Consider the following 14603-nt stretch of genomic DNA (forward strand, 5'->3'; position numbering starts at 1 on the left):
TTGGACAGCTAACCAACAAGTCCGATTTATGACTTTTTTAAAACAACTCACAAATTGGGCTCCCCTTCATAATCTGTATGAGGAAGATTATGAGGGAGATGGATTATGGCATGGGATTGACGGCTCTCCATTGGATTTATGTATTATTCATCGTGTTGATTATCGGATTTATGGTAAAGCGTCGGGATACCACCCTCATTTGCATCGTTGGCATCTTCATTTTGGCACTCGTCTCTACAGGCAGTTTAGCTTCCTCCATCAGCGGTGTGTTCAATAGTTTCACGTATGCCATTACAGAATTAATGTCGACCATTTTAATTATCTCCATCATTGTTGCCATGAGTACTGTCTTGACGAGATCCGGTATCAATGATGTCATGATTGCCCCTTTTGCTAGATTCATTAAAAACCCCACACTCGCTTTTTGGGTGATTGGAATCGTAATGATGGGCATCTCCTGGTTTTTCTGGCCATCTCCTGCGGTCGCTTTGCTTGGGGCCGTGCTGCTTCCGGTCGCATTACGGGCAGGATTGCCGGCACTTGGCGTGGCGATGGCGATGAATTTATTCGGTCACGGCATTGCGCTTTCGGGCGATTTCGTCATTCAGGCAGCACCAAAACTGACGGCTGATGCGGCTTCAATTCCGGTCGGCGACGTCATTTCAGCCAGCATCCCGCTCGTCATTACCATGGGCGTCGTGACCACTGTTTCAGCGTTCATCTTTTTAAAGCGGGATATGCGGCTTGGACGGATCCTGCCTACAGAAAAAGAGGAAAGCGACCAAGACAAGGATGAGATGAATGAAGATTTACTGACGATGGGACAAAAGAAGTTTTTTGCCTTATTCATCCCATTGACCTTTTTACTGGATGTCGTCACTCTTTGGCTTCTGAAATTACAAGGCGGCGAGGCGACAGCATTGGTTGGCGGGACTGCGGTTTTTATCTTGCTGATTTTGTCTCTCGTTGCACATGGCCATGAGGGTCTTGAAAAATCAACAAGCTACTTGATTCAAGGTTTTCAGTTTGGTTTCAAGGTTTTCGGACCGGTCATACCGATTGCCGCTTTCTTTTATCTGGGCGATTCAGGTTTCATTAAAATCATCGGGGATTACTTACCAAAAGCATCGCTTGGCATCGTCAATGACCTTGGCGCCGCACTCGCCGCCTCCGTGCCATTGACGAAAGAGATAGCCGCGGTCACGTTGACAGGCATCGGTGCAATCACTGGCCTGGATGGTTCCGGGTTTTCAGGCATTTCCCTGGCCGGATCGGTCGCGAACCTATTCGGAACCGCGATTGGAAGTGGCACGGCCACCTTGACTGCACTCGGGCAAATCACGGCCATCTGGGTGGGCGGCGGAACCTTGATTCCATGGGCACTCATCCCAGCGGCAGCCATCTGTAACGTCAGTCCCTTCGAACTGGCCCGCCGAAACTTGCTTCCGGTATGCATCGGTTTGTTCGTGACGACGATTGTGGCGATGTTTATGATTTGATTTCGAAAAAAATTGTGTCAGTGAGCACCGGATTTGTACAGGTGGACGCTGGCATTTTTTATTTAGTAGAATAAAAAACAACATTTACAATTATAGGTAATTAGGTTATTCTAATTGTAGACCGAACGTTCAGTTTATATTTTGGAGGCTTATTAAACATGAAACAACAAACTACCCCCTCTCCCACTAAGCTTAAAATAGCTAAAGAAGCAGAAAAATTGTTTGCCCAAAAAGGATACGCCGCTACATCGATGGAAGACATCACAAACGTCTCCGAAAGCAGTAAAGGCAGCATTTATTATCATTTCAAAAGCAAGGAAAAACTTTTCTTGTACATCGTTGAGAATAACGCCAACGAATGGAAGCGTGCCTGGAACATCAAGCAACAGAACTACAGCACGAGTGTGGAGAAGTTATATGCATTGGCTGACCATTATCTTGAAGACTTGCAGAGTCCTTTAATCAGAGCTGCTGAAGAATTTGGCGGGAGCGAAACGGCTGACCCAGAGATTTTTGCACAGATTTTAGAAATTTATCGAAGTCAGTATTATGACACGTATGAAGCCGTAATAGATCAGGGGATAAAAGAAGGCGCCTTCATCGAAGATAATCCCAAAGACCTTATGTACATTCTCTTTGGCATGCACGCCGGATTAAGTGCCACCTATTACGAGATGGAATTTCCAGAGATCAGGAGACTGTATCTTAAAAGCGTCGATGTCTTTTTAAAAGGCATTTCAAAACAGTAGATGAGCAAACATCCCTTTCATGCTTAGCTATTCAAGCTGAAAGGATGTTTCTCCGCTCTCTATGCTTTTTTCCTTTACCTCGTTTAGAACCATTTTTTTTGCGAATTTGTAAACCGAACGGTCAGATTATTAAAGAAGGAGCTGGGTACGAATGAATAAATTATTGAAGAATAAGGTGTTCTGGATCATGTTAAGTTCGGATATGCTCGATCAAATCAGCATATGGATTCGAAATATGGCCGTTTTGTTTTACATCATTGAAAAAACGACTCAAGATCCCGTCGCAATTTCACTGATTACCGTCATCGAATATGCTCCCATCTTCTTGTTTTCGTTTATAGGCGGAACTTTTGCAGACCGTTGGGATCCGAAGAAAACCATCATAAATGGCGGGCTGCTGAGCATGGCGTCCATCCTGGTCATCCTTCTTTTCATCTCATACGGGATGTGGGAAGCCGTTTTCTTTGCCACATTCGTATCAGCAATCGTTTCCCAGTTTTCACAGCCTTCTTCCGCCAAGGTCTTCAAACGACACATAGCAGAGGATCAAGTCGGTTCGGCAATCGGCATCATACAGAGTCTAGGTTCCCTATTCTTGATTCTAGGACCTATAATCGGGACGGCTGTTTACTCGAAATTCGGCATTTCCGCTTCACTTTCCTTATTGGTTGTCACATTCGGGATTTCCACTGCCATCACGCTGTTTTTACCGAAAACGGCAAAGCAAGAGAAGCAGGTTCACTCGACGGTCCTTATTGAAATTAAACAAGGCTTTCACTACGTACTTCACAACCATAATTTAAAAAGGATAGCCATGATTTTCTGCTTCTTAGGACTCGGATCGGGCTTGGTGCAACCGCTAGAGGTTTTCCTGATCACTGACAGGCTGCAATTGCCGAGGGAAACTCTGCAATGGTTAACCTCCACTGCGGGTGCCGGCATGCTGATAGGAGGAATCATCGCAGCCACTCTCGTTAATAAGCTAAATGTGAAAGCGACGTTTGTTGGTACATTCGTCTTGTTGGCTCTCTCTACCGTTATCGAAGTGATGTCCACTTCCTTTCTTTTAACGGCTACGATGAGATTCATCACAGCCTTCATGCTAGCGTTCATGCAAATCCTCTTAAGCACCATGATGATTAAACTTGTGGAAGAAAGATTCATCGGCAGGACAAATGGCTTCATCACGCCCTTCTTCATTCTATTTCTCTTAATCGGGACGGCAGTTTCTGGTCTGTTGCTGAAAATGACTTCGCTCTTTATCGTTTTCGGTTTATCCGCCCTCATCATCGCCCTTGCCGTCATTCCTGTATTCGGGATGTTGGTCGCTCCACGCACTGAAAAAAAAGAAAAAGTAGCACATACCTTGTAAGATAAAAAACCATCCCCGCTAGAAAAACAGGGATGGTTTTGTTTTATGCCTTGGCCAATGTATCCTTGATGCTAACGTACACTTCATGCCAAAGCTCTTCATTTTCTGAAAATGATTGTCCAATTTTCTTAAACAGTTCTTTTTGTGCCGCCTCAAAGCTATTGTCTTCCTTGGCAGGCAATTCCTTGCGCATTTCCATGACGAACTCCTGTACCTTAGGTGCTCTTGGACCCCAAACCGCTTTTTCTTTTCCTTCCTCGTCGATAAAGATAAAGATAGGAATCGAACGCGCCGTTCCGTTCGTCAAATATTGATCCATCAGTTCAAGGTTTTGATCTCGTAAAACCATGCGCGTGTCAATATTCGTTGCTTGTGCGATGTTCAGCAGAATCGGAATATTCATCATCGCGTCGCCACACCAGTCCTCTGTAATGACAATCGCTCTCAGCTCTTTCCCTTTTACTTCTTCGAAAAATGCCCGATCTTCCTCGGAAACGGAAAACCGCTCGTAAACGGATTGCAAGCCTTCCTTGTTCACTTTCATCGTCTCTATAAATTCCTTTGCAGGAATCCCGTTTTCAAACCATTCATGTAATGTCGTCATTTGCCCACTCCTCTCTAATTTAATTAAAAGTACCATAAACAGGTTTATATTTCAGCCAATTGATTCAGGAAGAATACACTAGTCTTTTGAAATAATATATCAAAAAAATGTTTTCATTTTGAAATGAGGGGGAATTTATTAAGAGCTAACTAAATAACTGGATACATATTTAAAATAAAAAATGTTTCTAACTTAGGAGATGGATTTTGTGGAAGGTTTTCTTTATGCGCTAATCCCTGCATTGACATGGGGAAGCTTGGTGCTTGTTTCCGAAAAACTGGGAGGCAATCCTTATAATCAAACGCTTGGCATCACCATCGGCTCTTTATTATTTGCGATTGTCATGTCGTTCATCAATCCACCTGAATGGAGCACCCTCATCTGGATTGTCGGTATCATTTCAGGGATTGGTTGGGCATTCGGACAACTCTTTCAATTCAACAGTGTCAAGGAAATGGGTGTATCTAAAACCGTTCCCATTTCAACCGGCCTACAGATTTTAGGGAATACGGTTTTTGCGGTTGTCGTCTTTAAAGAGTGGAATACTACTTCAACGATCATGCTCGGGGTAATTGCCATCATTTTCTTGATTGCCGGCGTATTGCTGACAAGCAACGGAGACAGTAAAGGTAAAAATGAAGGAAGCATGAAAAAAGGAATCATCTACCTGATTATCTCGACTGCCGGTTATGTCACCTATGTCATCGTCGTCAGATGGTTTGACATAGATGGTTGGTCGGCCATCCTGCCACAAGCCATCGGGATGTTTATCGCCGCCTTTCTACTATCCATCAAGCAAAAACCGTTCAACAAATATGCTGGACGTAATATCTTAACCGGAATCATGTGGGCAACCGGGAATATCGGTCTCCTTCTCGCTAACCCGAAAGTGGGTGTCGCGATCGCCTTTTCATTCTCACAAATGGGCATTGTCATCTCCACTTTAGGAGGAATCTTCCTTCTTGGAGAGAAAAAATCAAAAAAACAAATGATGTATGTCATCGTCGGTTGTATCTTGGTCATCGCAGGCGGCGTCATGATTGGCTTTACAAAAGAATAAAAAAGGGAGAGAACATACATGTATAAAGATTTAGAAAACAAAGTAGTAGTAATTACCGGAGCTGCAACAGGATTAGGGAAAGCAATGGCCGAACGTTTCGGAAAGGAAAAAGCGAATGTCGTCTTAAATTATCATTCAGAAGACAGCGACTATAAGGAAATCATCCAAACCATTGAAGCAGCTGGTGGAAAAGCCGCAGCCATTAGAGGCGATGTTACAAAAGAAGAAGATGTGAAGAAATTGCTGGAATATGCCGTGGAGAAATTCGGCACCATTGACGTCATGATCAACAACGCCGGCATTGAAAACGAAGTGCCTAGTGAAAAACTGACGCTAGAAGATTGGCAAAAAGTCATCGACGTAAACTTGACGGGCATGTTTTTAGCCAGTCGCGACGCAATCAGCTATATGTTAGAACATAATATCAAAGGTAATGTCATCAATATGTCTTCCGTCCATGACAGAATTCCTTGGCCTCATTTCGTTCACTATGCAGCAAGTAAAGGTGGCGTCAAGATGATGACCGAAACGCTCGCACTTGAATATGCACCAAAAGGAATCCGCGTGAATAACATTTCTCCTGGAGCGATCGATACACCGATCAACGCTGAAAAATTCAATGATCCAAAAGCGACACAAGAAGTCATCGACCTCATTCCGATGGGATATATCGGAAAACCAGAACAAATCGCTGCATGTGCTGTTTGGCTGGCTTCCGAAGAATCAAGCTATGTGACCGGCATGACGCTATATGCAGATGGCGGCATGACCAAATATCCTGGATTCCAAGCTGGGAAAGGTTGATTATAAGAATTACCGACACGGTGTTTAACGCCGTGTTTTTATTTTGGATCAGAAATAGAATAGAAATTAATCAATAGACCACTCAAAGAATTTTTCCTCCATAGTAGTTGGGCAAGCTGAAGTGACATAATCCAATTTTTGTTCAAGTGAGATTGGTTTCGTCGTCTAACGGTACCTTACTATAACAAAATAACCTAGTAGCATGGTTAACATCTTGAATCCTGAATATAAACTTATATACTTTCTCGTTTTAAAGCATCTATAATGTTTTCCTTTTTCACTTTTGAACTCGCATATAACATCGTTGTGCTAACCATGATAAATACTGCCACGATTACATATATAAAACTAATCCAAGGTAGTGTGAACTTTAGATTGAAGCTATTGATAAGTGCAATGTAAATCAAATACATTACACCGATACTGATTGGTAGCCCATAGAGTAATGATTTTATTCCATAAAATATACTTTCGTAATGAATCATTTTATTGAAACCTTTGGGCGTCATCCCAACTGATTTCAGCATCGCGAATTCTCGTTTACGAAGTGAGATACTGGTCGAAATGGTGTTGAATATATTGGCTATCGATATCAAGGTAATTAATAAGATGAATCCATATCCAAATACGGATATCAGGAGAACCATCTGTTCAGATTCCTGCGTATTTTTTAACACATTATAAATGTAAATATCACTTATTTTCATGTCCTCAATTGCCTGTTGTGTGGCCATGGGATCCATTGACTTTAGATTTATCCACAATTCAACATCTTCTCTACTTTTCAATTGATCCATGACTTGTTCAGAGATAATTAAATTCAACTCGCCTACATCAGTTTGTTCGACTCCCATAGGAAGTTGATCCGTTAAGGCAGCTATCTTAATCTTCTTTACGGGTGTCTCTTTACCAGTGTCCCCATCTACTTCATCTAGGTCAAGGCTCTGACCAACTTTTGCATGAATGACCTTTGATTCTACAAATTTATGTTCTGCTTCATCTTTATAAGAAATCTTATCAACCACAATGCCTGACAGATGTGCTGGGTCATTGAGTTGTTTGTAATCTGCACCCACACTTTTCGCATAATCTTGTAGGTCTTTATCATCTAAGACGTGAAAATCAATGGAATATTGGAACTGCCCTTCTTTTATCAAACTTGGTTCATCTTTCACCAAGTTATGTAATCCATTCCCGATTACATCCTCATCAATCCAAGAATACAATTGAAAGTTTTTCATTACATTCCATTCCGTTACATCATCAAGTTTAGCAATGGAGTTGATAACCTGATCATCTAAAGAATCATTAGAGGTTTTAGTCACTTTAATATCATAATTCACGTCCTCTGAGAGTCCATATACTTTCTGTATATTCTCTGTAAAATAAGATACGCTCAAGAAAAGAACGATACTAATGACAATTGAAAAGACCGTTGCTTGGTATCTACGTTTATTTCTCTTTAAATTCTTCAGACCAATTTCTGCTTCAAAGCCGAAAAGTTTGCTAACCAACTTCGATGTTTTCACTGCTTTATTGGTTAGTTTAACTTCGTTCGTTTGTCGTATCGCATCAATTGCAGATATTCTAGATGCTCTTCTTGCTGGTAAATAGGTTGAAAAGAAGATCGTTAGGATCGACACGACACAGGCAATCAATAGAGATCCTGGTGTAATAGTTACCGTCAACTCCTCAGTTAAGCCAAAATTGACCTGATGAATCATCGGATTAATAAACAAGAACATAATAGCGATTGCTACCAGTCCAAAAATGATTCCAATTGGTATACTGATTAAGCCAATAACCATCCCTTCAAAAAATACCGAATTTCTCTTCTGTCTTGCTGTAGCGCCCACGCTTGAGAGCATACCTAAATAACGAGACCGTTCGGAGACAGAAATGGCAAATGCATTATATATAAGCGATACTGATCCAACAATAATGATACCCATAATGACAATCGACAATGACAGAATGGTGATACTTAATTTATCGTTAATCGTAACACCATAGAAACGCAATAAATTATGATTAAATTCAATGGACTCAGATTTAATGTTATTTTGCTTAGCTAAATCCTGTGCTTGCGTAAACAAGGACCTCTTAACTTTGTTTAATACAACTGTGGCATTAACAATATCATTTGCACCCAATGTACTTTCATCTACATAACTGATGACGGTATATCCCGGTGCCCATGATGGCTCCCATGTCGGTCTTTTTATGAAGCCTACAACTTTATAACGTTTAGCTTCTGTATGTTCTATTGTTTCAGCAAGCAGACCTTTATCAGTTTTCAGTTCGTCCATCTGACTTAGTACCTGTGCATCTTTAGCCTCGGTACTCATTCTATCGCCAACATCGAGTGTTAACGTGTCTCCGATCTTGTATGCTATTTTGGTATTTGTTGCAATGTCCTCCGAAATAACAATTTCGTTGTCTGCATGTGGAAGTTGCCCTGAACTTAGTTCAATTGGAAACTGTTTTAAACCTTGTTCATTATATTCCTTAATATATAAATAGGGTTTATTCACAGTATCTCCGTTTTTTAACTTGGCGTACCCTCGTTCTCTTGATACGCCAAGTGTTTGAGTGTCCTCCTCTGCTTCAATCGCTTTAAGTTGAGATTTATTCACATCTTTATAAAGGACATGCCATCCTCCATCAGTTGTTATCGCTTGCCTTTGCATTAAATCCATAAACGAAACCACAAGTGTAGAAACAGCTGTCACCATCATTACAGAGATAATGACACCGATAATGGTCACTAGTGTTCGGCGCTTATTCTCCTTCAAATGTCTTACTGTTAATTTGTTAACAATATTCACGGACGAATCACCTCATCTTTGGCAATCCTTCCATCTTCAATGGTAATAATTCTATCGGCTTGAAGCGCAATCCGCTCATCATGTGTAATGATGATCAGTGTTTGATTGAAGGTTTTATTAAACATTCTTAATAAATCAATGATTTCGCTACCATTTTTGCTATCCAAATTACCTGTTGGTTCGTCTGCTAGCATAATCGTAGGATTACTAATCAGTGCTCTTCCGATCGACACACGTTGTTGTTGTCCACCCGACAGTTGATTCGGTAAATGCTTTAAGCGATTAGCTAGATTTAAGGTCTTCACGATATCAGCAAATTGCTTCTCATCCACCTTACGTTCATCAAGTAGTAGGGAAAGCTTAATATTCTCTTCCACCGTTAAGACCGGAATAAGATTATAAAATTGATAGATTAAGCCAATTTGTCTGCGTCTAAAGATTGCTAGTTGCGTCTCATTTAGATTATAAATATCTGTGTTGTCCACGAACACTTTGCCAGTTGTCGGTCGATCCACACCACCAAGCATATGCAGGATCGTTGATTTCCCTGAACCTGAAGGACCAATAATAGCAATGAATTCACCTTTGTTTACTGTAAAAGATACATCTTCGAGCGCTTTTACCGCATTTTCACCTTTACCATACGTTTTAGACAGATTTTCAATTTTTAATATTTCCATTGTAAGACCTCCATTTGTGATATTTGAGATCAGTATATCTGTCAATCATGACTTTAAAGTGACTGTTACATGACTATATAGTCACATAACTTCATGCAATGATTTATTTATGGAACTTAATATGAAACTGTGTACCCATTCCTTTCTCGCTCTTGATTTGGATATCTCCATTCTGACTTGTAATAATACTGTGAGATAAGGCTAGACCGATACCGACACTATCTTCAGTAGCATTCTTTCCTTTGTAGAATCGTTGAAAAACATAGGCTAATTCTTCTCTCGGAATCCCTTTTCCGTTGTCAGCAATGATTACTTCGGTATACAGTGCATTTTCTGCAAAAGATATAGAGATCACGCCTCCTACAGGTGTGTGCTCCACACAATTTTTCAGAATGTTGATGACAGCTTCAGCGGTCCAATTAAGGTCGCCAAGAAAAGATACGCCGTCATCTCCCTTAACCGAGACTCTTTGTTCCTTAATGTCTATTGGAATCAGGACAGGCTCAAGTGATTTTTGAAGCAATGTTCTGACTGAAATAGAATCTTTTTTGAATTGAACCGTTCCTGCATCGATTTTGGAGAATTTTAATAACGAAGATACAAGCCATCCTATCCTCTCGAGTTGTATCCGTATATTGCGTGTGAATTCCGTTCTTTTCTCAGGAGGAAGTCCGGGTTCACTTAATAAATCTGCCATGACTGTCATGGAGGTTAGGGGAGTCTTAAGCTGATGTGATATATCGGAGATTGCATTTGTAAGCTGGACTTTATCTTGTTGTAAAAGGGCACTATGTTCAGACAACATGATTGTCACTTTATAGATATCGTTCTTTAGAATACTCAGCTCACCTTCCTGGTTATCACGAACGTCTAACGTGTAATTCCCATTACTGATTTGGCGTAAATAGCTAGAGAGATTCTCAATCTCCGTGTATCTCCTCTTCGTAAATACCAAGCTGCATGTAACAAGTAATGCTGATGTCATACAAGTGAGCACTGCGACAGGGAGTGACATCATTGCCGAGATCACAATTGCCACGAGACTGATCGAACACATCGTAACGAATAACCACAGAAACTCTCTATTACGAAGCATGTTAATCACCTACCTTATAGCCTAGACCGCGCACAGTTTTAATAATAGTCGGATTTTGAGGGTTGTCCTCTAACTTTTCTCTTAATCTTTTAATATAGACAGTCAATGTATTATCATTCACAAAATCACCTGCCACATCCCAAATCCGTTCTAATAACTGATTTCTTGAGAGAATTTGCCCAATATGGTTCGCAAAAATAAGCAATAACCGGTACTCTAAGGCAGTCAATGAAATCTCATCGCCGTTCTTATAAACTTTCCCTTCTAGCGTGTTGATCCGTATATTTTCGATTTCAATGATTGATTTGGTCTGGGTCTGTTTATGATATCTTCTTAAGACGGATTTAATCCGCGAGAGAAGCTCACGGATACGAAAAGGTTTGGTTATATAATCATCTCCGCCCATATCAAGTCCCATCACGACATTCACCTCATCATCTATCGCTGTTAGAAAAATAACAGGAATATCACTCCGCTCCTTCACCATCTTACATAATTCGTATCCATTACCATCGGGCAGAGATATATCGAATAAACATAACGTAAATTGATCTAATTGATCAGCTATTACCTGTTTAGCAGTTGCCGTATCATAACAAAGAACCGTAGAAAAGAGATCCTGTTGCAATGAATATTCAAGTCCTGAAGCAATGGTGCGATCGTCTTCCACCAGTAATATTTTCATTTGAAGATCATCCTCACTTATTGATACTTTAAACCTTACCTTAATACCAAAAAACCAGCAAATCCCATTGGAGAATATTTATTATAAGCTATCTTTAACAGTTAGCTGGAATCCATGAAAGCCTGTCCCGTTATTATCGACACAGCAAGACCATCTACAGAGAAAACCTAGAAGCAGAGGTCATACGAAATTCCAAAAAAATATTCCATTTAAAGCAAGTTAAACAAGAACTAGATGAATATATCGAACACTCTACTAACAAACTTAAGCAAAAAATAAAAGGCCTAAATCCGATATAATATCAGACACAGACCTAACAAGCAGCCTAACAGAATAACCGTGTCTACCTTTAAGGAATCAAATATTAAAATTCATTAGCGCGAAACCAAATCCTAAATAAGTAAAGTTAAGAAATGAAGTTTCCTATAAAAACTTCTCCGTTACGTCCTAATATAGGGTATCGGCTTCATACAGCTTCATTATGCAGAAAAGTAATGATAGCCTGGTTTGCCATCATGAAAAAACACGGCGTTTAACGCCGTGTTTTTTCATGCCTGCTTCTTCATGTACTCCATCGTCTTCATCAGGCCTTCCCGATAGCACGTATGAGGAATCGGTCCAATCAGCTTTTCATATTTTTCGCCGTTCAATACGACCGGTTCTTCATTCAAATAATACATCTCGACCGCTTCACGCATCTGGGGGTTGAATATCCCAAGAAATTGAATCATCTTTTTTGAAACGGTGGATACTCCTTTTTGATAATCCGTTATGTCTCGAATCGTCTTGATGATCTCTTCTCCTGAAATCACTTCCTGTGCGGGTATATTCCAATTCTGTCCGTAGGCTTCTTCGTTAAGGGACAATTCAACGATGGCCTTTGCTCCGTCCGGGGTGTAAATGAATTCCCTGGCAATGCTTTGGTCGCCCACGTAACTTGCCTTCTTATTTTTGATGACATTTACCAGCGTATAATTTAGTAACGAACTTTCCGCATTGGGTCCATAAAAGTCAGGGAAGTGGGCAATTAGTGCAGGAACCTTGGAAGTTTTGATCAGCTCTTCTACCTGAAGACGAAGCTTCCCTTTCTTCGTGTGTGGATTTTTAGGGGTCCTCTCATTCACGGTTGTCCCCGTGCTGCGTCCATAAGCATAAATATTATCCACAAACGCAACTTTTGCTGAATGCTTTTTTGCCGTCTCGATAATATTGGACATCATCACCAGCAATTTCATTTCCCATTCTGAATAGGGAATGTTGGCCGCCTGAAAAATGACATCGACACCTTGAGCTGCCTCTTCTAAATCCTCCACCTTAAATAGGTCTCCCGCATAAATGGTCACATTCGGATCGTTTCCAAAAAGCTTTTCCAGCTTATCACGTGTGCGTGCGAACGCCGTCACAGAAATCCCCCTGCTTGATAATTCCTTGACGACTGAATACCCCATTCCACCTGAAGCGCCTACTACCAATGCTTTTTCCATACTCGACATCCCCCTTTTAATTAACCACTGGTCAATATATCGTAAAAAAAATCATTCAATCGATTTGATTAAAAATTTCACGTGTAATTCGGCCAGACCTTTTACTTCCTCGTACGTAGTGACATGCCGGCAATAATGTGTGACAAAACCATGCAATGATAGAAAAATGCTGTAAATATTCTGGATGGATACTTTATTGTCACATAAACTAAAAATTATGTGGGCGAATTTTTCATAGGTTTTGTGTGGACCTTGATTGATGAAGTTCTGGACTTCTTCATCCTTGATTAAAAACATGATTTCATAATGATTTTGGTGTGTAAGCCCAAATTCAATGAAACCTAAAAGAATGTTCTCCAGTTTCTCTCTACTGGGGATGTCTTGGTGCATTACATCATCCAGCTTTTGATCAAGCATGGAGAAATGTTCTTCCACTAATGCGTAAAACAACTCCGCTTTATTCTTGAAATGGTAGTAAAGGGCACCATGGCTGTACTCCAGTTCTTTCGCAATCTGCCTCATGGAAACATGCTGATACCCTTTTGCCACAAAGAGATTCCGTGCAGCATCCATAATCATGGCCCGTGTCAGTTCTTGTTTTACAGATTTTCTAGGTGACATGTCTTCCTCCTTATTGACCACTGGTTAATTATAATATATGCGAACTTCCTTTTATTGTCAATAACCAAAAAAAATAGAGAGCCATGATTTAAGCTCTCCCTCCCTTTCAATGCCCTTTTGGGAAGACCGTGGCGATCCGATCAAATAGTAGATTAGATTCCGATTTAATGTCCATCTCACTAAAGACTTCTTGATAATGCTCGACCCATTCCAGAGAACCAGTAGGAATATGGGTACCATCATCTAGAAAATTCACGAGGACAAGCCAGGTTGGAATTCCCATCTTCTCATTCAGTATATATAAATAAGCCAAACGATTGGCCAACTGGTAATAGCGATTTTGCCATACGTCTATATGGGCCCGGGATCCCATCGCTTCCATCGTTTCCCTCATTGTGCTCTCTATCAAAAATCTACTATCCAGGTCCTTTGCCCGCATCGAGGATTTCATTTCTTTGACATGGGCTTTCGCTTCCACCAGCACGAACCCTTTTTGGCCATCTCTCCCTACTACCGCGGCATACCCATCCCATTGCGGTCCCATCCTTGGCCAGTACTTCTCCAACTCGATTCTTCTTCCCTTCCTCACCTGTTCAAGCTCCAGAAATTCATTTCTGTACTCTTGATAGCCCATTTCCCGTAGTGGGGATTTCCACTGTATGGACCGTTCTTTATCAAGAAAAGTCAATAAGGAAGGCGAACTCATCAAAATGAGGTTGTTCAACTCCTCTGGCCTATTATTCACATATTCCTGGAGCCAATATTGACTTCCTTTTTCCGCCTGGCCCATCTCAAGTACTTGCCTCCTCTTATTCTCCTCTACGAAACGCTTTAGGAAACTCTCTAACTGATCATCCTCCAGATAGAATAAATCAATATAAGAAAAAGGCTCTTCCACATGATAAGAATCCCGTTTGAACAGATTCTGATGCCCAAACCTATCATTTTGCTTCGAGTACTCCCATTCTATCCAATCTAACAATTGAAAAAATCTCATATCCGGCTGGCTTTCCCACAATTGCTTCACCAAGGTATTAATGCTAAAAATCCGCTCCACTTTCCTCAATCCATCACCTTCTTTGCGATATTTATGTATGGTTTCTCTACAGACTTACAGACCG

At 40.8% G+C, this 14603-nt stretch carries 13 protein-coding genes; 5 read left to right on the top strand and 8 right to left on the bottom strand.

Annotation, left to right across the window (positions count from 1 at the left end; translation table 11 throughout):
• Positions 1-89 precede the first annotated feature (89 nt).
• From ACIQXN_RS11155 to ACIQXN_RS11165, 3 genes are all read left to right on the top strand, one after another.
• Positions 90-1499 (top strand): hypothetical protein, encoded by a 1410-nt coding sequence (locus ACIQXN_RS11155; RefSeq protein ID WP_402966273.1) that lies wholly within the window; start codon positions 90-92, stop codon positions 1497-1499.
• A 158-nt stretch (positions 1500-1657) separates the two neighbouring features.
• Positions 1658-2248, top strand: coding sequence for a TetR/AcrR family transcriptional regulator (locus ACIQXN_RS11160; protein WP_402966275.1), 591 nt, complete (start codon positions 1658-1660; stop codon positions 2246-2248).
• Between the two features lie 151 nt (positions 2249-2399).
• Entirely contained in the window at positions 2400-3620 is a 1221-nt protein-coding gene (locus tag ACIQXN_RS11165; RefSeq protein ID WP_402966277.1) for an MFS transporter, read from the top strand.
• A 43-nt stretch (positions 3621-3663) separates the two neighbouring features.
• On the opposite strand, the gene ACIQXN_RS11170 is transcribed toward ACIQXN_RS11165, so the two are convergent.
• On the bottom strand, positions 3664-4224 hold the full coding sequence (locus tag ACIQXN_RS11170; RefSeq protein ID WP_402966279.1) for a thioredoxin family protein: 561 nt from the start codon (positions 4222-4224) through the stop codon (positions 3664-3666).
• Between the two features lie 199 nt (positions 4225-4423).
• Here ACIQXN_RS11170 and ACIQXN_RS11175 point away from each other — a divergent pair, with 199 nt between their 5' ends.
• Together ACIQXN_RS11175 and ACIQXN_RS11180 are read left to right on the top strand one after the other, a co-directional pair.
• Entirely contained in the window at positions 4424-5284 is an 861-nt protein-coding gene (locus ACIQXN_RS11175; protein WP_402966281.1) for a GRP family sugar transporter, read from the top strand.
• A gap of 18 nt (positions 5285-5302) precedes the next feature.
• Positions 5303-6088, top strand: a complete 786-nt coding sequence (locus ACIQXN_RS11180) for a glucose-1-dehydrogenase (protein WP_402966283.1) — start codon at positions 5303-5305, stop codon at positions 6086-6088.
• A 233-nt stretch (positions 6089-6321) separates the two neighbouring features.
• Here ACIQXN_RS11180 and ACIQXN_RS11185 read toward each other — a convergent pair whose 3' ends face one another.
• From ACIQXN_RS11185 to ACIQXN_RS11215, 7 genes are all read right to left on the bottom strand, one after another.
• The gene (locus ACIQXN_RS11185; RefSeq protein ID WP_402966285.1) at positions 6322-8916 is read right to left on the bottom strand and encodes an ABC transporter permease; all 2595 of its coding nucleotides are present in this window, start codon (positions 8914-8916) and stop codon (positions 6322-6324) included.
• Complete coding sequence (locus tag ACIQXN_RS11190) at positions 8913-9596, bottom strand: ABC transporter ATP-binding protein (RefSeq protein WP_402966287.1); 684 nt, start codon at positions 9594-9596, stop codon at positions 8913-8915. Before ACIQXN_RS11190 ends, ACIQXN_RS11185 begins: the two co-directional genes overlap by 4 nt.
• Positions 9597-9699: 103 nt before the next feature.
• Positions 9700-10692: a sensor histidine kinase gene (locus ACIQXN_RS11195; protein ID WP_402966289.1), complete on the bottom strand. Its 993-nt coding sequence runs from the start codon at positions 10690-10692 to the stop codon at positions 9700-9702.
• A gap of 1 nt (position 10693) precedes the next feature.
• Positions 10694-11377 carry a response regulator transcription factor gene (locus ACIQXN_RS11200; protein WP_402966291.1) on the bottom strand — a complete coding sequence of 228 codons (684 nt, stop codon included), beginning with the start codon at positions 11375-11377 and terminating at the stop codon, positions 10694-10696.
• Positions 11378-11925: 548 nt separating this feature from the next.
• Positions 11926-12861, bottom strand: coding sequence for an SDR family NAD(P)-dependent oxidoreductase (locus ACIQXN_RS11205; RefSeq protein WP_402966293.1), 936 nt, complete (start codon positions 12859-12861; stop codon positions 11926-11928).
• A 51-nt stretch (positions 12862-12912) separates the two neighbouring features.
• The gene (locus tag ACIQXN_RS11210; RefSeq protein WP_402966295.1) at positions 12913-13482 is read right to left on the bottom strand and encodes a TetR/AcrR family transcriptional regulator; all 570 of its coding nucleotides are present in this window, start codon (positions 13480-13482) and stop codon (positions 12913-12915) included.
• A 106-nt stretch (positions 13483-13588) separates the two neighbouring features.
• Complete coding sequence (locus tag ACIQXN_RS11215; protein ID WP_402966297.1) at positions 13589-14548, bottom strand: hypothetical protein; 960 nt, start codon at positions 14546-14548, stop codon at positions 13589-13591.
• Positions 14549-14603: the final 55 nt, after the last annotated feature.

The organism is Peribacillus sp. NPDC097295 (assembly GCF_044761665.1).
In the GTDB taxonomy this organism is placed as follows: Bacteria; Bacillota; Bacilli; order Bacillales; family DSM-1321; genus Peribacillus.

What these genes read in the sequence shown, in the direction of transcription:
- ACIQXN_RS11190 (WP_402966287.1), bottom strand. Translation starts at nt 9,596, where the DNA reads ATGGAAATATTAAAAATTGAAAATCTGTCTAAAACGTATGGTAAAGGT.
- ACIQXN_RS11210 (WP_402966295.1), bottom strand. Translation starts at nt 13,482, where the DNA reads ATGTCACCTAGAAAATCTGTAAAACAAGAACTGACACGGGCCATGATT.
- ACIQXN_RS11165 (WP_402966277.1), top strand. Translation starts at nt 2,400, where the DNA reads ATGAATAAATTATTGAAGAATAAGGTGTTCTGGATCATGTTAAGTTCG.
- ACIQXN_RS11205 (WP_402966293.1), bottom strand. Translation starts at nt 12,861, where the DNA reads ATGGAAAAAGCATTGGTAGTAGGCGCTTCAGGTGGAATGGGGTATTCA.
- ACIQXN_RS11175 (WP_402966281.1), top strand. Translation starts at nt 4,424, where the DNA reads ATGGATTTTGTGGAAGGTTTTCTTTATGCGCTAATCCCTGCATTGACA.
- ACIQXN_RS11155 (WP_402966273.1), top strand. Translation starts at nt 90, where the DNA reads ATGAGGGAGATGGATTATGGCATGGGATTGACGGCTCTCCATTGGATT.
- ACIQXN_RS11180 (WP_402966283.1), top strand. Translation starts at nt 5,303, where the DNA reads ATGTATAAAGATTTAGAAAACAAAGTAGTAGTAATTACCGGAGCTGCA.
- ACIQXN_RS11200 (WP_402966291.1), bottom strand. Translation starts at nt 11,377, where the DNA reads ATGAAAATATTACTGGTGGAAGACGATCGCACCATTGCTTCAGGACTT.
- ACIQXN_RS11195 (WP_402966289.1), bottom strand. Translation starts at nt 10,692, where the DNA reads ATGCTTCGTAATAGAGAGTTTCTGTGGTTATTCGTTACGATGTGTTCG.
- ACIQXN_RS11170 (WP_402966279.1), bottom strand. Translation starts at nt 4,224, where the DNA reads ATGACGACATTACATGAATGGTTTGAAAACGGGATTCCTGCAAAGGAA.
- ACIQXN_RS11160 (WP_402966275.1), top strand. Translation starts at nt 1,658, where the DNA reads ATGAAACAACAAACTACCCCCTCTCCCACTAAGCTTAAAATAGCTAAA.